This window comes from Flavihumibacter stibioxidans, from assembly GCF_014332695.1.
Taxonomy (GTDB): domain Bacteria; phylum Bacteroidota; class Bacteroidia; order Chitinophagales; family Chitinophagaceae; genus Flavihumibacter; species Flavihumibacter stibioxidans.
In genome coordinates, this window is the sequence record NZ_MBUA01000001.1 from 60,316 (window position 1) to 82,689 (window position 22,374).

Below are 22,374 nucleotides of genomic sequence, written 5' to 3' on the forward strand. Positions count from 1 at the left end.
AAGGATAATGTCGAAAGGGAAGCTAAACGAACAATTGTACACGAATGAATCCGGGATCCAGGGGCAGTATAAGACCTGGTTTCTCGATTATGCATCCTATGTGATCCTGGAGCGTGCGGTTCCTGCCATTGAAGACGGACTCAAACCGGTACAGCGAAGGATCCTGCATGCCATGAAGGAAATGGACGACGGCCGTTTCAACAAAGTGGCCAATATTATCGGGCAAAGCATGCAATACCATCCGCATGGGGACGCCAGTATTGGTGATGCGTTGGTAAATATGGGGCAGAAGGACCTGATGATCGAAACCCAGGGTAACTGGGGCGATGTAAGAACCGGTGACCAGGCTGCTGCACCCCGTTATATTGAAGCACGACTCAGCAAGTTTGCACTGGAGGTTGCTTTCAATAACAAGACCACCAACTGGCAGCTCAGTTATGACGGCAGAAAGAACGAACCGGTAACCCTGCCAATGAAATTCCCCCTGCTGCTGGCCCATGGAGCAGAAGGGATCGCAGTAGGTTTGTCTACCAAGATCCTTCCGCATAATTTCTGCGAACTGATTGACGCTTCCATCAAATACCTCAAAGGGAAAAAATTCGAGATCTTTCCCGACTTCCAGACCGGAGGCATGATTGATGTCAGCAATTACAACGAAGGGAAAAGAGGGGGCAAGGTAAGGGTACGTGCCCTGATCGAGGAATTCGATAAAAAGACCCTGCTGATAAAAAACGTGCCTTATGGTGTGACCACCGGCGGACTGATTGATTCCATTATCAAGGCCAACGACCAGGGTAAGATCAAGATCAAAAAAGTAACGGACAATACCGCAGCGGATGTGGAGATACAGGTTGACCTTGCACCGGGTATATCTCCCGATATTACCATTGATGCCCTGTACGCCTTTACAGATTGTGAAGTCAGCATTTCACCGAATGCCTGCGTGATCGTTGACCAGAAGCCGCGCTTCCTGAGTGTGAACGATTTGTTGACCACTGCTACCGAAAACACCAAGGACCTGCTGAAACGCGAACTGGAGATCAAACTGGCTGAACTGCAGGAAAAATGGCATTATACCTCACTGGAAAAGATCTTCTTCGAAGAAAAGATCTACAAGGAACTGGAGAAAAAACACGAAACCTGGGAGAAGGTGCTCGAAGCCATCGACAAGGCCTTCTTACCGTTCAGGAAGCAATTGAAGCGCGCTGTCACCAGGGAAGATATTGTCAAACTAACGGAAAAGCCTGTCCGCAGGATCTATAAACTTGATATTGATGAGCTGAATGCGCAGATACTCGGACTGGAAGCAGAGATCAAGCAGGTTCATTACGACCTCGAGCACCTGGTTGAATTTGCCATCGCTTATTATGAAAACCTGCTGAAAAAATTTGGCAAAGGGCGCGAAAGGAAAACAGAGATCAGGCCTTTCGAAGCCATCCAGGCCAAGCAGGTAGCCATAGCCAATACCAAACTCTATGTGAACTGGGCCGACGGTTTCATAGGAACTTCCCTGAAAAAGGATGAGCTGGTTTTTGAATGTTCCGACCTGGATGATATCATTGTCTTTACCCGGCGCGGACTCATGAAAGTAGTGCGGGTAGGCGAGAAGGTCTATATAGGAAAAGATATTATTCATGTGGCGGTGTTCACCAAGAGCGATGAACGTACTACCTATAATATGATCTATGTGGACGGCGGTACAGGAACCAGCTATGCCAAAAGGTTTAATGTTACCGGTATTACACGCGACAAGGAATATGACCTCACCCGCGGTAATGAAAAAAGTAAAGTGCATTATTTCACTGCCAATGCCAATGGTGAAGCGGAGGTAGTGACTATTGTGCTGAGTCCCAACTGTCCGGCGCGTAATAAATCCTTCGACTTCTATTTCGAAGAACTGGAGATCAAAGGAAGGAGCGCGATGGGCAACCAGGTCAGCAAATACCCGATTAAAAATGTGAAGTTCAAGGAGGCTGGCCGTTCCACACTCAGTGCCATCAAATTGTGGTTTGATGATAAATTCGGCAGGCTGAACACAGAAGAAAAGGGTATTTACCTGGGTAATTTTGATGGTTCGGAAAAATTGCTGGTGGTATACGGAGACGGCAACTATGAATTGACCGACCTGGAAATGACCCAGCGTTTTGAGCCTGATAAAATCCTGCTGATTGAGAAATTCAACCCGGATAAAATTATTACCGCGGTATATCTGGACAACGAAAAGCTTCAGTTCAATGTGAAGCGGTTCAGGATCGAAACATCCACCCTGCAGAACAGGTTCCTCTTTATCAAGGAAGGTAATGGCAACCGGCTCGAAGTGGTAACCACAGACAGTAAGCCTGTGTTGTTATTGCATACCGGCAGAGGAGCCCAGGCAAGGACACAGAAGATCAAACTCGGAGATTTTGTGGAAGTAATGGGCTGGAAAGCTGTAGGTAACAAACTGGCAGATTATAATAAGAGCACCGAAATGGAATGGGAACCGAAGGAAAAGGAAGAGGATGGACCCCAGGCATCATTGTTCTAATATAAAGGCCATCTGTAACAGATGGCCTTTAATTATTTCAGGTTGTTTAAAATCAGGTTAATCCAACCACCTACTATTTTATTGGTGGTTTTCGTCTCACCCTTACACTTCCATTTTGCTGCAGGTTACTGGAAAGGAATACTTCCTGCGGCGTATTGCCATCATATACAATCATCAGGGCAGTGTTGGGTGGAATACTGCCAAGATTCTCGGCAAACATCGCGATATCATTGAATTCCTTGGCAGGATCTAGCTTGATATAAATAGTGGTTGCCTTTGCGGAGATCATTTGTTTTTCCAGCACCGGCGTGCCATTTAAGAAAACTGTAATTGTATCTCCATCTATATCACCGTTATCATAAAAACTTACCCTGATCGAATCAGAATTAACAGTAACCTCATTTGCAACGATGGTTTGACGCTGCTTGAACCGGGAGGTTAAAGAGTTGGCATCAAGGGTTGGGCCTTTTACCACACTTCTGTTATTGCCGGCAGAAGTAACTGCATTCTTGATTTCCGGACCGTCCTTGTCATCCAGCACGATCACATCTTCAATGGATGGCTGCCAAAGCTTTTTGGCAATCCCTTCATTGATCGCCTCATCTTCCTGAACCAGGGAGTCAAGGGAGAACAGCACCCTTAGTTCCGGGCAGGTGTAACGGTATTTGCCTTCAGACATGAATGCCCCGCGAACAAAACTTCCAACCTTGGAAACACGTAATGTACCTTCGAAACTCATGTTACAGGTCACCCCGTCAATGGAATTTTCCTTGTAGAAAACCACAGGTATATCCGGTATACTTACCTGCCTGGTTTTGGGATCATAGGTTCCCTTGATATAAAAACTTTGGTATCCATTCCGAAAATAATACCCAAAAACACCCTCTACCTTATTTCCTTTTTGCTTGATAATCAATTGAGTAAGGTAGTTGTTAAAGTTGCCATCCATCACAACGTCGGCTTTCCCAAACCAGCTGCCCGCCATATTTTGCGCTGCAGCATTCAGGCTGAGGAATAATAAGGATATTAGAATTATACGATGCATACTGGAAAATTAAAGAAATAATCAGACTATAAATGGGATTTTACCTATGGATATTTTGCATGCAATAAATTACTTCAGATAGCGTTTTATGTCGCGCTCAACCTCCCGTTTTTTGATGGATTCCCGTTTATCGTGTACCTTTTTCCCCTTTCCAAGCCCGATTTCAATCTTTACAAGATTCTTGTCAGTAAAAAATATCCTTAAGGGCACCAGGGTATAACCCTTCTCTTTTATCTTGGCTTCCAGCTTTTTCAGTTCCTTTTTATGTAATAAAAGCTTCCTTTCCTGCATGGGCTCATGCCTTTGTGTAGTTCCAAATGCATATTCTGAAATATGCATGTTCTTCACAAACAGTTCGCCCTTGTGAAACTGGCAATAACTGTCATTAAAACTGACCTTGCCTGCCCTGATGGCTTTTACTTCCGTGCCCACGAGCACAATGCCGGCAATATAAGTCGATTCGAAATAATACTCATGAAATGCCGACCTGTTCTTTAATTCCACTATGTCTGTATTTAATTTTTGAACAGAAGGAGCACTGCACCCAATCGTTCTTTCAACGCCTTTCTGTCAACAATAAAATCCAGGAAGCCGTGTTCCAGGAGAAATTCACTACGCTGGAAGCCCTCCGGTAAATCACGTTTGATGGTTTCCTTGATGACCCTGGGTCCGGCAAAACCTATCAGCGCGCCAGGTTCGGCAATATTGAGGTCTCCCAACATACCAAAAGAAGCAGAGATCCCACCGAAAGAGGGGTCGGTCAGGAAAGAAATATAGGGAATACCTGCATCGGTCATTTGAGATAATTTTCCGGACACTTTGGCCAGTTGCATCAGGGAAAAAGCACTTTCCATCATCCTGGCGCCACCGGATTTGCATATGATCAACAGAGGGGTTTTATGTTCCAGGCAATAATCTACCGCCCTGGAAATCCTTTCCCCCATGACACTGCCCAGAGACCCCCCGATAAATTCAAAATCCATACAGGCCACCACAAGTGCATGGCTGTTGACATTGCCACTTGCCACCCGGATGGAATCAGTGATATCTGTCTTGGCCCAGATCTCATTCAGGCGCTTTTCGTATGATTTTAAATCGGTAAACTTCAGGAAGTCTTTGGAACGGATGTTTTCAAACATCACCTGAAAAGCTCCATCGTCAAACAGTATCTCAAAATATTCATCACTTCCGATCCGGTGGTGGTAATTGCACTTGGGGCAAACGAACAGTTGCTCACGCAGCTCGTTCATGGTGCAAATGAAATTACATTCAGGGCATTTGGTCCAAAGGCCCTCGGGAGTTTCTTTTTTCTCTGCAGTACTAGTCAGAATACCTTTTTTGATACGCTTGAACCAACTGGACTTTGTTTCCTCTGTTTGTCCTTCTTCACCAGCCAGGTTTGCATCAAAATCTTCTTCGTGTTGTGCCATGCTCCGTTTGGTTTTGGCGGCTAAGATAAGAAACCTGAAACTATTTTCTTGCTTTGGGCTTTACCGTTATTGCATTGGGTAGGTAGGAGAGCACCGCCAACAGGTTTCCCAAATATTCTTATCATTGATTCACCCGTAACAGGGGATTTGTCTTTTAACCGCAAATCCGGAAGAGCAATCATTGGTGGTTGATGGTAAATTTTCCCCGCCGGCTCAAACTTTCGACCTGGCATAGCCGGTTTTGTAATCTGGGCTGCCAGTGTTACCGAAGAACCGGTAAGGAACAGCAGGATAAAATAACGCACATATTAAATTATTATACAATTTATAAAATAAAAGCGACCTCCGGGCCGCTTTTAAATAAGAACATTTTTTTATCCCCGCATATTTTTAAACGCGTTGATCAGACCGTTGGTTGAAGAATCATGCCCGTTCACCGCTTCATTGCCCCCCAATTCCGGCAGAATCTGGTTGGCCAGTTGCTTACCCAGTTCAACACCCCACTGGTCAAAACTGAAAATATTCCAGATGATTCCCTGTACAAAAATCTTATGTTCATACAAGGCGATCAGTTGTCCCAGAGAAAATGGAGTAACCTGTTTCAATAAAATGGAATTGGTAGGTCTGTTGCCCTCAAATACTTTAAATGGCAGCAATTTTTCCAGTTTTTCGGGGTCCATGCCGGATTTCTGTAGTTCTGCCCTTGCCTCATCAGTTGATTTACCATTCATCAGGGCTTCGGTTTGCGCGAAGAAATTGGACATTAGCTTCAGGTGATGGTCGCCCAGTGCGTTATGGCTGATGACAGGTGCTATAAAATCGCAGGGAATCAGCGGTGTTCCCTGGTGGATCAACTGGTAAAATGCATGCTGCCCGTTGGTTCCGGGCTCGCCCCAGATAATGGGTCCGGTTGCATAACTCACCCGCTCACCGTTACGGTCAACCGATTTCCCGTTACTTTCCATATTACCCTGCTGAAAATAGGCTGCAAAGCGGTGCATATACTGGTCATAGGGGAGAATGGCTTCACTCTGGGCCCCAAAGAAATTCGTGTACCAGAGACCGGTCAGGGCCATCAGCACGGGAATATTCTGGTCGAAAGGGGCTGTCCTGAAATGTTCATCCGTATGATAGGCGCCTTTCAGTAAAGCTTCAAAATTGCCATATCCGATGGTAAGCGCAATGGAAAGTCCGATTGCACTCCAGAGGGAATATCGTCCACCCACCCAATCCCAGAACCCGAACATATTTTCCCGGTCGATTCCAAATTTAACCACTTCCTTCTCATTGGTGGAAAGCGCCGCAAAATGTTTGGCCACATGAGCCTCGCTGCCGGCTTTTTGCAGAAACCAGCTACGTGCGGTGAGTGCATTGGTCATCGTTTCCTGAGTGGTAAAGGTCTTGGAGGCCACCAGGAAAAGGGTCTGCTCGGGATCAAGTTTTTTCAGGGTCTCGGCAATATGGGTGCCATCCACATTCGACACAAAAAACGGCTGCATGCCATCCACCCAATATGGTTTCAGGGCTTCGGTTACCATCAGGGGGCCCAGGTCGCTGCCACCGATGCCAATGTTCACGATATAACGGATAGGCTTACCCGTGTATCCCTTCCATTCACCGGAATGGACTTTTTCACAAAAAGTTTTCATGCGCGAAAGCACCTGCTTCACATCGGGCATAACATCTTTCCCATCAGCATGTACAGCCTTACCGGAAAAATTTCTCAATGCGGTATGCAATACAGCCCTGCCTTCAGTCTGGTTAATTGGCTCGCCATCAAACATGGCATGGATGGCATCCTTCAACCGGCACTCGTCCGCCAGGTTTATCAGCAATTGCCAGGTTTTCTCTGTGATGATATTTTTTGAAAAATCGATCACCAGGTCATGGCTGCAGCGGGAAAACTTTTTGAATCGGTCCGGGTCATTTGTGAACAGGTTCCGCATCCGCACCTGTTTCATATCGTTCTGGTAATGGTCCTGCAATAATTGCCAGGCCCCGGTTCTGGTAGGGTTAACAGTAGGTAACATTAGGTTTGTTTTGCTTGCGGTGGTAAAATTAGCAAATTAGAGACCATCTATAACCGAAAGCAGTTTTTCTATCATTGCAGCACTTACATCCAGGTGGGTTACCATCCGGATCTGTGTAGGGGAGATGGCCATACAATGAATGTCGTAATGCCTTAGTGTATCGGCGAGCGTCTGCGCTGTAAACCTTCCTTTCACTTCAAAAATCAGGATATTGGTTTCTACGGGCATGATCTCTCCGGTAAAATCTTTTTTCGCAAGGGCGGTTGCAATACTTTTCGCATGTGCATGATCGTCAGCCAGGCGGTTGATATGATGATCCAGGGCATAGATACCTGCAGCGGCCATATAACCGGCCTGTCGCATTCCCCCGCCAAATACCTTGCGAACCCTGCGGGCTTTTTTAATGAATTCCGCCGAACCCGTCAGAACACTGCCGATTGGACATCCCAATCCCTTATTCAGGCAAATGGAAATACTATCGAAAACCTCACCGTATTGGGATGCTGTTTGTCCCGTTGCCACCAGTGCATTGAAAAGGCGGGCCCCGTCCAGGTGCAGCCTGAGGCCGTTCATCTGGCAGACCTGCCTGATGGCAACAATATCTTCCCAGTTATAACAGGCGCCGCCACCACGGTTGCTGGTATTTTCAAGGCAAACCAGGGAAGTACGGGCCCGGTGAATATCATCCGGATTAATTGCCCCCACTACCTGTTCCGCTGTTATCCGCCCCTGCTTTCCCGGAACAGTCTTTACCTGGGAGCCGGAATGAAAGGCAATGCCGCCTCCTTCATAAATGTACACATGCGCCTGTTGTTCGCAGATAACCTCATCTCCGGGCTGGGTATGCACTTTAATAGCCACCTGGTTACTCATGGTACCGGTGGGACAGTAAAGAGCGGCTTCCTTTCCGAAAAGAGCGGCAACTTTCTGCTCAAGCAGGTTTACACTGGGATCTTCACCAAAAACGTCATCACCCACTTCAGCATGCATCATAGCATGCAGCATTTCGGTTGTGGGCCGGGTAAATGTGTCGGAGCGGAGTTCAATTCTCATGGCACAAAGATAAGGGGGAAGCGCTGAGGGCTTTAAAGGAGAAGATAGAGCCGGGTCGAAAATATTTGAAGGGGTACCCTATGTACCAATATTGGATCAAAAGAAATGGATCAACAGACTACTAAACAATACATATCAGATAATTACAACAGTATTAATTACAAATAATAACATTAATACATTTTTAAATAATTTACATATACATTTATATTAATGAATTTCATTTAGTTATAACCTTTTAACGCCATTTAATATATTTATTATTTTCATCTTTCATCCAATATTTGGTCCCCTGTTGTGTATAACTCGTGGTAAATAAAGCGAGGCTGGTAGCGCACCCCCACACCAAGGTTGCAATCAAACCTATATATTTGCTTCCCTCTAAAATCGGATTATTGTGCGTTTAAAGAGTTTAGAAATAAAAGGTTTCAAAAGTTTTGCTGACAAAACGGTGGTTCATTTCGACCAGAATATCACCGGTATTGTGGGCCCTAACGGCTGCGGAAAGAGCAATATCATTGACAGCATCCGCTGGGTGATAGGTGAACAGAAGATCAGCCAGTTGCGATCCGAGAACCTCGATAGTCTCGTTTTCAACGGGTCCAGAACCCGCTCGGCTTCAGGACTGGCGGAAGTTAGCCTGACTTTTGAAAACACCAGGAACCTGCTTCCGACCGAATTCAATACGGTGACCATCACCCGCAAATTCTATAAAAGTGGTGAAAGTGAATACCGCCTGAACGATGTAAGCTGCCGCCTGAAAGACATCCAGAACCTGTTCATGGATACCGGTGTCAGCACCGACAGTTACAGTATTATCGAGCTGGGCATGGTGGACGACCTGATCAAGGACAAGGACAACAGCCGTCGCCGTATGCTTGAACAGGCCGCCGGTATCTCCATTTATAAAACCAGGAAAAAGGAAGCCCGCCAGAAACTGGATGCCACAGAACAGGATCTGGCACGCATTGAAGATCTCCTGTTTGAGATCAACAACCAGCTTAAGACGCTTGAAAACCAGGCTAAGAAAGCGGAGAAATACTACGAAATAAAGAAGGATTACCGAGAATTGTCCATAGAGCTGGCAAAGGCAGCACTGGAAGGATTTAATATTACCTATCGCGACCTGAACGAGCAAACCAGCAGCGAAACAGATAAGAAGGTACGCCTTGAGGCGATCATTGCCCAGGAAGAAGCCTCCATAGAACAGGAAAAAGTTGGCTTTATTGAAAAAGAAAGGATGCTCCAGAGCATGCAGCATGAGTTCAATGACTTGCTGCAGGTACTCCGCTCTAAGGAAAATGACAAGAACCTGGCTTCCCAGCGACTGAATTTCCTCCAGGAAAAGGAAACCAGCCTGCAGGAGTTCCTGCAAAAAAGTGAAGGCCAATTAATGGGACTGGAGGAAAGCATCGCCTTTACCAGCCAGCAGGTTAGCGAAGAAGAAGGCAAACTCGAAACCTTCGAAAACCAACTGGATGAATACAAACTGGCAGTTGAAGAAAAGCGCAGCATATTTGATCAGCAAAGGGCATCGGTAGACGCCATCAGGAGTGAAAACCTCCAGATCCAGCGTAACCAGTTCGAAGCGGAGAAAAAAGTGGCGGTTGCGGATACTTCCATCCAAAACCTGCAGCGTACCATACACCAGATAGAAGAGGAGCGGGAAGCGCGTGGCAGCCAGCTGAAGCAACTGGAAGAAGAGCGCACCGAAAAGGAACTGGAACTGGAAAGCCGCCAGAAAGACCTGCAGCAATTACAGGAACACCATGAACGCACCAAGGAACAGATCCTGCAGACCCAGGGCGAACTGGAAGTATTACGCCAGCACCTGGCGGAAGAAAGCCGCAAGCTGGATGCCAAAAAGAATGAGCACGATCTGCTGAAAAGCCTTATCGATTCCATGGAAGGCTATCCGGAAAGTGTGAAATTCCTGCACAATAATCCCAACTGGAACCATACTGCCCCGATACTTTCCGATATAATATATGTAAAAGAGGAGTTCCGCGCTGCTGTAGAAAATGTGCTGGAACCATACCTCAACTACTACGTGGTAAACAACCTGCAGGAAGGCTTACAGGCCGTTCACCTGCTGGATAACAATAAAAAAGGGAAGGCCAACTTTTTCCTGCTGGATAAATTCAGCGAGGTCTCTGGCATCGGCCACCAGCCGGCAGGAACCATCCCGGCTATGTCGGTGATAGAGGTGGACGGGCAATTCCGCCGGCTGGCCGAATACCTGCTGGGTAATGTTTTCATAGCCGAAGACGAGTCTGCGCTGGAAAACAGCAATGGTGCAGTGGTGCTGGAAAAGTCCGGTAAGTATGTAAAAGGAAAATATTCTCTTACAGGTGGTAGCGTAGGTTTGTTTGAAGGAAAGAAGATTGGTCGCGCCAAGAACCTGGAAAAACTGATCGAGGAGATCCATATACAGGAAACCAGGGTGAATGGTTTGAAGGCCGATATTCAACACAAACACAACGAGGTTATCGGTTTCAATGAGCAATTGAAAGAGCAGGCCATCAGGCAAAGCCAGCAGGATATCAATAACCTCACCAACCAGGCATTTGCCCTGCAGAACAAGATCGAAAACCTGCATGCGCAGCAATCAACCAGCCGCAACAGGCTGGAAGACATGCAGCAGCAGCTCGAGGCCACTCAGCAATCCATTTCCGGCACCCGCAATGATCTGGCCGAACTGTTACAGCTCATTGAAGTGACCGGCAGCAAACTGGTGGAAGTGGAAGCATCCTATCGTGCTGCAGAACAGGAATATAGCAGCGCCAATGCAGTGTACAATGAGTTCAATTTATCACTGACCCGCCAGCAGAGCCGCATTAATTCTCTTAAACAGGAACTGGTTTTCAAGAACAACCAATTGCGAGACCTGAACGTACAGATCGAAAGCAACCAGAGCCAGTTGAAACAAACACTGGAAAGCATTACAGAAAGTGCGGAATTGCTGACCCAGGCCGAGAGTGGACTGTTGGACCTGCTGCGTAAAAAGGAAGAAGACGAGAAAGTCCTGAATGAAGCCGACCAGGCTTATTATAATATGCGCAACAAGCTGAATGAAAAGGAAAGCGAACTTCGCGCGAAGGTTAAAGAAAGGGAACAACTGGAACAATACCTGGGGGGCATCAAGGACCGCCTGAATGAACTGAAACTGCAACTGGCCGGTATGAAGGAAAGACTGCAGGTGGAATTCAGGATAAACCTCGATGATATCATCGACCAGCCCCGTTCCTCCGAAACGCCGGTGGAAGAATTGCAGGAAAAAGCAGACCGGATGAAAAAGCGGCTGGAAAACCTTGGTGAGGTGAACCCCACCGCCATCGAAGCATTCACGGAGATGAAGAAACGCTATGAGTTCATCCTCGAACAAAAGAACGACCTGGTTACCGCCAAGGACAGTCTGCTGCAGACTATTGCTGAAGTGGAGAGCACAGCCAACCAGAAGTTCCTGGATACCTTCAACCAGGTAAAAGAAAATTTTATAAGGGTATTCAAGGCCCTGTTCACTGAAGAAGACCAGTGTGACCTGATCCTGGAGAACCCCGAGAACCTGGCAGAAACCGGAATTGATATCATCGCCAAACCAAAGGGTAAGCGACCTTCCTCCATCACCCAATTGAGCGGGGGAGAAAAAACCCTTACTGCAACGGCACTGCTTTTTGCAATATACCTGATCAAACCGGCGCCATTTTGTATCCTCGATGAGGTTGATGCGCCGCTGGATGATGCCAATGTTGGTAAATTCACCAATATGATCAGGCGTTTCAGTGAAGAGAGCCAGTTCATTATCGTTACCCACAACAAAATGACCATGAGCGCCGTGGATGCCATTTACGGTGTAACCATGCAGGAACCCGGAGTAAGCAAACTGGTACCGGTAGATTTCCGCAACCTGAATTGATAATTTTACTTACTTTTAATATAGTAACCGTCCACCATTATAGAAGCACTGCCGAAAGGTGGTGCTTCTTGTTTTTAATATCCCTGCCATGCGCACCATACTTCTACTACTCATCTCCAATGTATTCATGACCATTGCCTGGTATGGCCACCTGAAGCACAAGGGCATTCCCATCTGGAAAGCCATCCTGCTAGCCTGGGGTATTGCATTTTTTGAATATTGCCTGATGGTACCCGCTAACCGGATGGGCTATGCCAGTGGTTTTTCGGGCTTTCAGCTGAAAATGACTCAGGAAGTGATTACCCTTGTGGTGTTTGCAGTATTTGCTGTCTTATACCTGAAAGAACCTTTCCGGTGGAACTACCTGGTGAGTTTTGGCTTGCTGCTGGGAGCCGTATATTTTATGTTTAAAAAATAAATATGACGGTGAACAACAACCGATAAATGAATTACAGGAAGAGGTAATAGGGCTGCAGCAATGCTGAAAACCGTTCCGTGTAATTGCCTTCCCTGCGGATGCTGATCTCTTCTTCTTTCGCTATTCCCTTTTCTTTTGAAAAAATAAGCATGGTCCTGAAATAACCGTGTTTTTCCGTTTGCCTGACCATGGCTTTATTCCGGAGATGCATAGCCGCTGAATGGGCATTTTGTATGGCGTCATCAACCCTTTCTGCAGGAAGCAGCAAGGCAAAACACCCGTCCGCTGTGGTAAAAGCCTCTGCGAGCCGGAACAAAACCTGCAGATCAAGGGCTGCTTCATGTTTTGCGAGATTCCGGTGTGAGTAGACTGATTTCAGGGAGTTTTCAAAAAAAGGCGGATTCGATATCACCAGTTCATACCTGCGAAATGATTTAAAATCGAGGATATCGGCATGATGTACGGATATGCGCTGATTCCATTTACTCGCTCCCACATTTTCCTGTGCCTGGGAGAATGCGTTTTCTTCCAGTTCAACCGCATCGATGACTGCATACAATTGCCGGGCCAGCATGAGGCTTAGCAAACCTGTTCCAGCACCAATGTCCAGCACAGAATGGCCCGGGGGTAGTCCTTCATTACCTTTTGCATCAGGGAACCTGTCTGCCATTTGTTCTGCAGTCCAGGCTCCGAACAAACAGGCATCTGTACAAACCTTCATGGCTGTTCTTTCCTGGTGTATGGTAAACTCCTTGAATTGAAAATAAGTATTCGCCACCGTGCAAAATTATAGCTGAAACAGTTTACCAGTTCGCCCTGGCAGTGGGAGTGATATCCAGGCCGGCAAAATCGCCTTCAATAAATTTATAATAGGCGGTTATGGCAATCATGGCTGCATTATCAGTACAATATTCCAGGGAAGGGTAGTAGGTTTTCCAGCCATATTTCTTTCCTGCTTCCGTAAGTCCTTTTCGCAGGCCGCTGTTGGCCGAAACACCACCGGCAAGGCAAATTTCGGTTATGCCTGTTTCTATTGCCGCTTTCTTAAGCTTATTGAGCAAAATGGTTATGATCCTTTGCTGAACTGAGGCACAAATATCCGACAGTCTGTCTTTTACAAAATCGGGGTTCTCCCGGGTATGTTCCTGTAAAAAATAAAGGATAGCTGTCTTTAGCCCGGAGAAACTGAAATCAAGTCCGGGTATCTGCGGTTCCGGAAACTTAAATGCTTTCGGGTTGCCTTCCTTTGCATATTGATCAATCAGTGGACCGCCGGGATAGTGGAGTCCGAGAATCTTGGCCGTTTTATCAAAAGCCTCGCCAGCCGCATCATCAATGGTTTCGCCAATCACTTTCATGATGGCAGGCGATTCGCAATGAACAATCTGTGTATGACCTCCACTAACGGTGAGACATAGGTATGGAAAGGAAGGTGATGGTTCTTCGATGAGATTTGCCAGCACATGCGCCTGCATATGGTGCACCGGAATAAGGGGTTTATTAAGGGCAAGGGCCAGTGAACGGGCGAACTGTGCGCCTACCAGCAGGGCCCCGATCAGTCCGGGTGCCTGCGTGAACGCAATGGCATCCAGCTCATCCAGGGGAACACCCGCCGTTTTCATTGCCTGGTCCACCACCGGAACGATGTGCTGCATATGCGCGCGACTTGCCAGTTCAGGCACCACACCACCGTATTGTTCATGCACTTTCTGGGAGGCGATGATATTGGACAATATCTTACCGTCACGGCAAACCGAAGCGGCAGTTTCATCGCAGGATGATTCTATGGCCAGAACTGTTATAGACAAAATCGAAAATTTGTGGTTTGTTATTGCATTCACTACTTGCTCCTGATTGCCACTACCGGATCCATTTTAGCTGCAATGGAGGCCGGGATGATTCCAGCCAGCACCCCAACTACAATACAGATGGAAACCGCAATGAACATGATCCTGGGAGAAATTGAAATGGGGAATCCCAAACTGCCGGATATCACCTGGGTAAGGATGAATACCAGTATCAATCCGATCAGTCCACCCATGATACAAAGGAAAGCAGATTCCATCAGGAACTCCATCATGATGGTCCTTTTTCGTGCTCCGATTGCTTTTTTCAATCCGATCTGGCTGGTTCTTTCCCTCACGGTTACGAACATGATATTGGCCACCCCGAACATTCCCACCACCAGTGACAACAGGGCAATGAAGAACCCGCCCATGTTGATACCGGCAAAGATACCCGCGGCAAATTCCCCGAATGCATCAATATCATTCAGGGAGAAATTGTCCGGCTGGGTTGGTTTCAGTTTCCTGATTGAACGCATGGCCCCTGTGGTTTCATCAATCAGTGCTGCCATGGAAATGTTTTCCTTACCCTGTAACATGATCACGGGCTGAGAGCTTTCTTCCCTTACGAGTGTGCGCATATATCCATAGGGTAGCAGGATACAATTGTCAAATTCCCAACCGCCAATAATGCTGCTTCCCTGCTTTTTGATCAGTCCGATAATGCTAACATTCCTGTCATAAACCCTTACCATCTTTCCCACTGCACGTTCTGGTTTTCCGAACAGTTCTTCCGCAACTTTATAGCCGATCACCGCATGATTGCCGGCATGGTCAAAATCGGTTTGCTGCAGGTACCGGCCATCTATCACTTCAATGGTCTGTATCTTGGAAAAATCCTCAGTAATTCCATACATCCTGACATTGTCAAGTTTTTCATCCTGGAACTCGATCCTGTCCATCCGCTGCAGGGCGAAAGCAATATTGGCCGCTTCCGGGACTATCTGTTTCAGCCGGTTCATTTCCCCGATTTTAGGAATCGGACGGTTCATGAGTTTCCAGTAAGGCACCTGGCCGGTATAATCCCATTTGTCAATGAAAATTGTATTGCTGCCAAGGGCTTTGATGTCTTTCTGAACGTTCTTCTCCAGGCTTGTAACGGTGGCCATTACACCAATAATGCAAAATATTCCGATGGTTATGCCAAAAAGAGACAAAAATGTCCGTAATTTGTTAGACCTGAATTCCCCGAGGGCCATTTTAAGACCGGTTCCTAATATTTCTAGGGTTTTTCGCATGGTTCAAAAATACTGTTTAGTAAATCAAATATTACAGAAAAACAATCTTAAATTAGAAAGGGAATCCGCCCCCCGTCGAATCAGAGGAAATTATTCATCATTTAAATATAATTCCAATGGTTACTACAGACATCAGCCAAATTGCCGGAGAGTGTTCAACCTGGAGAAACACCCTCCGCGACCAAAGAAGTAACTTTACTTCCCTCAAAGAAAAACTCCAGCAACTCGCCACGAATCTCCAGGATAAAAATGCACTTCAGGACCTGGAACACCTTGAAAACCAGTTCTACATCCAGCTCATTAACATTCATGATCTCAAGCATGCCATCAAAGAGCATGAACAGATTGCCGCATGGGAGAAGGAAAGGAACGGACAGGTAACGGACGCCACGCTATCGGCCCACGAAGACCTCCACACCCAATACGAACAATTGCAGGGAACCCTGAATAATGTAAAGCAGGAGTTTAGTTCGTTTGTAAAAAAACTTCAGTAACCGGAATCAGGAAGGTAGATCCCCCTTCAACCATACACCTTCTGCATTCTGCATTTTACTTTTTAAATTCTTTTTTATGTCAGCCGAATTTGATACCAGTCATGTAAAAAACATAGTCTTACTGGGCCATGCAGGCTCAGGTAAGACCTCCTTAGCGGAAAGCATGCTTTTTGAATCAGGTGCCATCTCCCGCAGGGGAACCATTGCCGCCAAAAATACCGTGGGCGATTACCACGAACTGGAACAGGAACGCGGCAACTCCATATTCTCCAAACTCATGCACAGCCGCTGGCGCGGTTATAAGATCAACATTATAGACACTCCGGGCTACGACGATTTTGTTGGCGAGGTCATTTCCGCACTTCGTGTAGCCGACACCGGTGTAATGCTACTCAATGCCTCCATGGGCGTGGAAGTGGGCACGGATATCATCTGGCAATATACCGAACAGTTTAAAACGCCGATGATATTTGCCGTGAACCAGCTGGACCACGAAAAAGCCGATTTTGAAAAGACAGTTCAGCAGGCCAAAGAGCATTTTGGCAGCAAGGTGGTGGTGGTTCAATACCCGCTGCAGCAGGGTGAAGGGTTTCATGAAATCATTGATGTACTCAGGATGACGCTGTATAAATTCACAGATGGCGGCGGCAAACCGGAGAAACTACCAATACCTGAAATTGAAAGGGAAAAAGCAGAACAATTGCACAAGGAACTGGTAGAGGCTGTTGCCAGCAACGATGAGACCCTGATGGAGCATTATTTTGACAAAGGAGAACTAGATGAAGATGAGATGAAAGAGGGCATGAAAAAAGCGATGATCAACCACGATCTTTTCCCTTTGTTCTGTCTTTCTGCCGAAAGGAATATGGGTAGTGGCCGGTTAATGGGATTTATTGACAATGTTTGCCCCAGTGCCAATGAAATGCCACCTCAAAAAACCCGCAGGGGAGAGTTGCTGCCCTGTAAATCAGATGGTCCTGCCTGCCTGTTCATCTACAAAACCGTAACCGAACCGCATATTGGCGAACTGTCCTTCTTTAAGGTATATTCCGGTGTCATCAAGTCGGGGACGGAACTGATCAATGAAAATACCAACGTGACAGAAAAAATCACCCAGTTGTTTGTGCTGGAAGGCAACAGGCGTACCAGTGTGAATGAGTTAAGTGCCGGTGATATCGGTGCTACCCTCAAACTGAAGAACACACATGTGAACAATACCCTGCATGATAAAGGCAGGAATATTGAACTTAACCCCATTGAGTTCCCTTCCCCCAATATGAGCATGGCTATTGAACCGGTCAACAAAGGGGAGGAGGAAAAACTTTCCCCTGCCCTGCACCAGTTGGTAGAGGAAGACCCGACAGTGCGGGTTGAAATTTCTTCCGAACTGAAACAAACCATCATCCATTGTCAGGGCGACATGCACCTGGCCGTTATCAAATGGAAACTGGAACACCTGGCTAAAATGGAAGTTCGTTTTGTAAGGCCACGCATTGCTTACCGGGAAACCATCCGCAAAGGAGCTGATGCCCAGTACCGTCACAAAAAACAATCCGGTGGTGCCGGTCAGTTTGGTGAAGTGCACCTGAGAATTGAACCCTGGAGTGAGGGCATGGCTGAACCAGCGGGATTAAACGTTCGCGGTCGTGATACGCAGGAACTGCCCTGGGGTGGTAAACTGGTATATTATAACTGTATTGTGGGCGGGGCCATTGATACCCGTTTCATGCCATCTATCCTCAAAGGGGTTATGGAAAAAATGCAGGAAGGCCCGCTGACCGGCAGTTATGTGAGGGATATCAGGGTTAGTGTGTATGATGGGAAAATGCACCCGGTGGACTCCAATGACATTTCCTTTAAACTGGCAGGCCTGCAGGCATTCCGCCAGGCATTCAGGGAGGCCGACCCCCAGTTGCTGGAGCCCATATACAAAATCGAAGTCATGTGTCCCGATGAACTGACCGGGTCAGTAATGGGCGACCTTCAAACACGCAGGGCAATTGTGGAAGGAATGGAATCTGAAGGTCATTTCACCAGGATCGTTGCCAAAGTTCCCATTGCGGAAATGTTCGAATATTCCTCCTCACTGCGCTCCATTACACAGGGAAGGGCCAAATTCAGCCTGGAATTCGACAGTTATGCGCCGGTTCCATATGAATTGCAGAAAAAACTAATGGAAGAGTACAATAAAACTGAAATACTGGCAGAAGCATAACAGGAAAAATACAACTGTTCTTTCATGGGGTAAAGCCGGACAGGTTTTCGACGAACGGACACAATTAATGCTTTCAAAGGCCGTTTTTGTATTAATCCGTTTTTAATCCGATTTATACCCAAATGAAAATTTCGATGCCTATGAATGAACAGTTGTATTTCAACGACCAGGCTCACATTGCAGAAAAGTTCCAGCTGATCGAGGAACACCTGACCGACACCAGTAAAATGGCTGTGCTTAAGATCAGGAACTGGAAACTGGTAGAACACCTGCCCGAAACCAGTTTGCGCTACCAGAAGCACATGCATCAAACCTTATTCAACGTTGTTCCGAATGAATTCATACTCTGCGAAGTAGGGTATTATTTCTCCCCACTGAACAACTGATAGAAAAAGCTAAACATGTAAAGATGTCTGACACTTCTAAAATGTCAGACATCTTTACATGTTTAGCTTTTTCTATCTTTAACACATGACATGGCACCAAACAGACGCACAGCAAGTACTTGAACAACTTAATACCAGGGCAGAAGGCCTTTCCGCCGCAGAAGTGACCAGAAAACTGGAGGAAATCGGGTACAATGTCATAGCAGAAAAAAAGAAAAAGTCGCCCCTTGCTTTATTCCTTTCGCAGTTCAAAGATTTCATGATCATCATCCTGATGCTGAGCGCCGTCCTGGCCGGCATTTTTGGTGACCTGATAGATTCCATCGCCATTCTCCTGATTGTAATATTGAATGCCATTGTTGGTTTTGTACAGGAATACAGGGCTGAAAAAGCAATGGAAGCCCTGAAAAAAATGGCTGCGACTTCGGCTATTGTTATCCGCGACGGAAACGCCACACATATTCCGGCTGCAGAACTTGTTCCTGGTGATATTGTAAAACTGGAAGCAGGTAATATCGTACCGGCCGACCTGAGACTGATCGAAACCAGTCAGCTAAAAATCACCGAAGCTGCGCTTACCGGAGAATCAGAAGCTGTTGAAAAACAACCTGCGGCCATCCCGGGGGCAGATATCCCGCTTGGCGACCGGACCAATATGGCGTTTAAAAGCACACATGTGGTTTCAGGAAGATCCACAGCCATCGTGGTAGCCACCGGCATGAAAACAGAACTGGGCAAGATCGCCGGCCTGCTGCAGGGAGAGGACAGCAAAACGCCACTCCAGAAAAGACTTGCCATATTCGGGAAAAAGCTTGCCTGGGTTGTATTAGCCATCTGTGCCATTGTATTCATTGTGGGTGTCATCAGGGGGGAAGAACCTCTGCCCATCCTGCTCACCGCTATTTCCCTGGCAGTTGCTGCCATTCCCGAAGCACTTCCGGCTGTGGTTACCATCGCCCTCGCCATTGGTGCCAAAAGAATGGTAAAACAAAATGCCCTGATCAGGAAATTACCGGCGGTGGAAACACTGGGGTCAGTTACCTATATCTGTTCTGATAAAACCGGTACCCTTACCAAAAATAAGATGACGGTGGAGGAAGTGTATGTGGAAGGAAGGATTCTCGCCCCCGGGGAAATGTCAATCGACGGGTTGAATGATACAGAAAAATGGCTCCTGTATGCCATTACCCTTAACAACGATGTGATCGTTGACAACAACCGGCAAACCTTGGGTGATCCAACAGAAATAGCCCTTTATGATCTGGCAATGCTGAATGGGATCAACAAAACCGATCTGGAAAAGGAAATGCCCCGAATTGAAGAAATCCCTTTTGACGGTGACCGGAAAAGCATGACCACCATACACCGTTTGAACGGGCGCTATTACTCCTTTACCAAGGGAGCGCTGGATGTGCTGGTTACAAAATCAAACAGCCTGACAGATGAAGACAAGGCTGAAATGAAAGAAGCATCCGAGAAAATGGCCCGGAACGGGCTTAGGGTTCTTGGTTTTGCTATGAAAGAACTGGATGAACTTCCGGCGACGATCCAGGCCGACAACATGGAATCAGACCTTACCATACTGGGGGCAGTTGGAATGATGGATCCGCCGCGGGAAGAAGCAATGGCAGCGGTTCATGAATGCAAGGCCGCCGGTATCAAACCTGTAATGATAACCGGTGATCATCCGCTGACCGCACAGAATATCGCTAAGCGGCTTGGCATTATTGAATCCAATAAGGACAGGATTGTCACTGGCCCGCAACTGGCCGAAATGTCCAAAGATGAGTTCAGGGATATTGTGGGTAATATTCGGGTATACGCAAGGGTTAGTCCGGTTCAGAAAGTGGAAATCGTGCAGGCCTTGCAGGAAAAGGGCGAATTTGTGGCCATGACCGGCGATGGGGTAAATGACGCACCCTCACTAAAAAGAGCCGATATCGGTGTGGCCATGGGAATTACGGGTACCGATGTGGCCAAGGAGGCAGGGCACATGATCCTGCTTGACGACAATTTTGCCACCATCGTCAAATCGGTTAATAGCGGCCGGCGCATTTATGATAATATCCGGAAATTCATCAAGTACGTGCTTACAGGCAATTCCGGTGAGATCTGGTGTATTTTCCTGGCTCCTTTTTTCGGTTTACCGGTACCGTTATTGCCTATTCATATCCTCTGGATCAACCTCGTTACCGATGGGTTACCCGGACTGGCACTGGCCTATGAGCCGGCAGAAAGAGGGATCATGAAAAGGCCACCGCGACATCCGAATGAAAGCATATTTGCCAAGGGCCTGGGATTTCATGCGCTTTGGGTGGGCCTTCTGATGGGCGCTGTTACCATCATTACCCAGGCTTTCGAAATCCAGTCAGGAAATGAAAACTGGCAGACAATCGTATTTACCGTCCTTTGCTTCAGCCAGATGGGGCATGTATTTGCGATTCGTTCAGAAAGCACTTCCTTTTTTTCACAAAGCCCATTTTCAAACGCAAGATTGTTTTTCTCGGTGCTGATCACTTTTGTCCTTCAACTGTCGATTATTTATATTCCGGCCCTGAATCCTATATTCAAAACAGCCCCGCTATCTTTAAATGACCTGCTCATCGCAACAGCCCTTTCGTCAATTGTTTTCATAGCGGTTGAAATTGAAAAACTGGTAAAGCGCCTAAATACAAAGCAGTTTAATTAGTTTCACAAAACAATCTTTCAGATGCCCAGGTACCTTCAGATTTTATTGGCTATTGTGCTGGCAGGGATCATTCTTTATACCGGCAGGTCCTTGTTCATTCCCATCAGCTTTTCACTGCTGATCAGTTTTGTGCTGTATCCTATTTGTAAATGGATGGAAAAAAAAGGTATTGGAAAATCCACCGCTATCATTTTAAACCTGGTCCTGGTAACGGTTTTGCTGGTTGCCATTATTATCCTGCTGGTGCAGCAGTTAATGAGTTTCGGAACAGAATGGCCTCTTTTAAGGGAAAAACTTACCATGTCCTTCCAGCAACTGCAGGCCTACCTGGAAACAGAATGGAATATCAGTGCTGCCGTGCAACAGGAGTGGATTGAGCAATTCGGGAAAAATTCATCTTCCCATCTTTTCGGGCTCATTCAGCAGACCATCAGTGCATCGGTAGTATCACTGGTACTGCTTTTCCTGATCCCGATCTACAGTTTCCTGATCCTTTACTACCGTCGCCGCCTGGTTCAGGCCGTCATCCTATTCCTGCCGGTAAAGTACCGTTCCAGGATAACCGAAATCATCCAGATGGCCATTCATTCCTATTATGAATTTATCAAGGGAATGTTGGTCGTTTACCTGATTGTCGGAATCCTGAACAGCATTGGTTTACTCTTGCTGGGTGTGCCACATGCCGTCCTGTTCGGATGTATCGCGGCCATACTTACCTTTATTCCATATGTGGGTATTATGGTGGCATCCCTTTTCCCGATCACCCTTTCCTGGCTCACCCATAATTCAGCCTTGTATCCTTTGGGGGTGATCGCCATCTTCGCATTTGTTCAATACCTAGAGGCCAATATCATATTCCCATGGGCCGTATCAAGAAGACTTAACCTGAACACCCTGATAACCATTGTTGCCATCATCCTGGGCGGAATACTCTGGGGAGCAGCAGGTATGATCCTCTTTGTTCCCTTCGCAGCCATCCTGAAACTAATAGCCGAGAAGATGGAAGACGGTGAGGCATTGGTAACTTTATTGGGAGAGGATAAAACTTAAAACTACCAGTCGTTAGTTTCGCTGCCCGTTTCCTTACAT

General features: G+C 46.7%; 17 protein-coding genes. 8 read left to right on the plus strand and 9 right to left on the minus strand.

Annotated elements, in window-relative coordinates; all coding sequences use genetic code 11:
- Nucleotides 1-7 precede the first annotated feature (7 nt).
- Nucleotides 8-2,527 carry a DNA gyrase/topoisomerase IV subunit A gene (locus BC349_RS00260; protein WP_187254746.1) on the plus strand — a complete coding sequence of 840 codons (2,520 nt, stop codon included), beginning with the start codon at nucleotides 8-10 and terminating at the stop codon, nucleotides 2,525-2,527.
- Between the two features lie 73 nt (nucleotides 2,528-2,600).
- Here BC349_RS00260 and BC349_RS00265 read toward each other — a convergent pair whose 3' ends face one another.
- From BC349_RS00265 to BC349_RS00290, 6 genes are all read right to left on the minus strand, one after another.
- A complete protein-coding gene (locus BC349_RS00265) occupies nucleotides 2,601-3,572 on the minus strand; it encodes a hypothetical protein (RefSeq protein ID WP_187254747.1) in 972 nt (323 codons plus the stop codon).
- A 69-nt stretch (nucleotides 3,573-3,641) separates the two neighbouring features.
- The gene (gene smpB / locus BC349_RS00270) at nucleotides 3,642-4,076 is read right to left on the minus strand and encodes an SsrA-binding protein SmpB (protein ID WP_343063557.1); all 435 of its coding nucleotides are present in this window, start codon (nucleotides 4,074-4,076) and stop codon (nucleotides 3,642-3,644) included.
- Nucleotides 4,077-4,087: 11 nt separating this feature from the next.
- Nucleotides 4,088-5,002: an acetyl-CoA carboxylase, carboxyltransferase subunit beta gene (gene accD / locus BC349_RS00275; protein ID WP_187254748.1), complete on the minus strand. Its 915-nt coding sequence runs from the start codon at nucleotides 5,000-5,002 to the stop codon at nucleotides 4,088-4,090.
- Nucleotides 5,003-5,022: 20 nt separating this feature from the next.
- Nucleotides 5,023-5,307, minus strand: coding sequence for a hypothetical protein (locus BC349_RS00280; protein ID WP_187254749.1), 285 nt, complete (start codon nucleotides 5,305-5,307; stop codon nucleotides 5,023-5,025).
- A gap of 69 nt (nucleotides 5,308-5,376) precedes the next feature.
- Nucleotides 5,377-7,032, minus strand: coding sequence for a glucose-6-phosphate isomerase (pgi, locus tag BC349_RS00285; RefSeq protein WP_187254750.1), 1,656 nt, complete (start codon nucleotides 7,030-7,032; stop codon nucleotides 5,377-5,379).
- 36 nt (nucleotides 7,033-7,068) lie between these two features.
- Nucleotides 7,069-8,085, minus strand: coding sequence for a threonine aldolase family protein (locus BC349_RS00290; protein WP_187254751.1), 1,017 nt, complete (start codon nucleotides 8,083-8,085; stop codon nucleotides 7,069-7,071).
- A 397-nt stretch (nucleotides 8,086-8,482) separates the two neighbouring features.
- Here BC349_RS00290 and smc point away from each other — a divergent pair, with 397 nt between their 5' ends.
- Nucleotides 8,483-12,001 carry a chromosome segregation protein SMC gene (gene smc / locus BC349_RS00295; protein WP_187254752.1) on the plus strand — a complete coding sequence of 1,173 codons (3,519 nt, stop codon included), beginning with the start codon at nucleotides 8,483-8,485 and terminating at the stop codon, nucleotides 11,999-12,001.
- Nucleotides 12,002-12,089: 88 nt separating this feature from the next.
- The gene (locus tag BC349_RS00300) at nucleotides 12,090-12,419 is read left to right on the plus strand and encodes a DMT family protein (RefSeq protein ID WP_187254753.1); all 330 of its coding nucleotides are present in this window, start codon (nucleotides 12,090-12,092) and stop codon (nucleotides 12,417-12,419) included.
- Between the two features lie 31 nt (nucleotides 12,420-12,450).
- On the opposite strand, the gene BC349_RS00305 is transcribed toward BC349_RS00300, so the two are convergent.
- Genes BC349_RS00305 through BC349_RS00315 form a run of 3 tightly spaced genes read right to left on the minus strand, consistent with a single transcriptional unit; the run spans nucleotide 12,451 to nucleotide 15,501 of the window.
- On the minus strand, nucleotides 12,451-13,197 hold the full coding sequence (locus tag BC349_RS00305; RefSeq protein ID WP_187254754.1) for a methyltransferase: 747 nt from the start codon (nucleotides 13,195-13,197) through the stop codon (nucleotides 12,451-12,453).
- Nucleotides 13,198-13,222: 25 nt separating this feature from the next.
- Nucleotides 13,223-14,227: a tRNA (adenosine(37)-N6)-threonylcarbamoyltransferase complex transferase subunit TsaD gene (gene tsaD, locus BC349_RS00310; RefSeq protein WP_222840041.1), complete on the minus strand. Its 1,005-nt coding sequence runs from the start codon at nucleotides 14,225-14,227 to the stop codon at nucleotides 13,223-13,225.
- Nucleotides 14,228-14,259: 32 nt separating this feature from the next.
- Nucleotides 14,260-15,501 (minus strand): ABC transporter permease, encoded by a 1,242-nt coding sequence (locus tag BC349_RS00315; RefSeq protein WP_187254755.1) that lies wholly within the window; start codon nucleotides 15,499-15,501, stop codon nucleotides 14,260-14,262.
- A 116-nt stretch (nucleotides 15,502-15,617) separates the two neighbouring features.
- Here BC349_RS00315 and BC349_RS00320 point away from each other — a divergent pair, with 116 nt between their 5' ends.
- The 5 genes from BC349_RS00320 to BC349_RS00340 all read left to right on the plus strand — a co-directional run bounded on the left by BC349_RS00320 (nucleotide 15,618) and on the right by BC349_RS00340 (nucleotide 22,335).
- A complete protein-coding gene (locus BC349_RS00320) occupies nucleotides 15,618-15,995 on the plus strand; it encodes a hypothetical protein (RefSeq protein ID WP_187254756.1) in 378 nt (125 codons plus the stop codon).
- 76 nt (nucleotides 15,996-16,071) lie between these two features.
- Nucleotides 16,072-18,210 carry an elongation factor G gene (locus BC349_RS00325; protein ID WP_187254757.1) on the plus strand — a complete coding sequence of 713 codons (2,139 nt, stop codon included), beginning with the start codon at nucleotides 16,072-16,074 and terminating at the stop codon, nucleotides 18,208-18,210.
- 140 nt (nucleotides 18,211-18,350) lie between these two features.
- Nucleotides 18,351-18,596: a hypothetical protein gene (locus tag BC349_RS00330; RefSeq protein WP_187254758.1), complete on the plus strand. Its 246-nt coding sequence runs from the start codon at nucleotides 18,351-18,353 to the stop codon at nucleotides 18,594-18,596.
- A gap of 85 nt (nucleotides 18,597-18,681) precedes the next feature.
- A complete protein-coding gene (locus BC349_RS00335) occupies nucleotides 18,682-21,285 on the plus strand; it encodes a calcium-translocating P-type ATPase, PMCA-type (RefSeq protein WP_187254759.1) in 2,604 nt (867 codons plus the stop codon).
- Between the two features lie 21 nt (nucleotides 21,286-21,306).
- Entirely contained in the window at nucleotides 21,307-22,335 is a 1,029-nt protein-coding gene (locus BC349_RS00340) for an AI-2E family transporter (RefSeq protein ID WP_187254760.1), read from the plus strand.
- Nucleotides 22,336-22,374 lie beyond the last annotated feature (39 nt).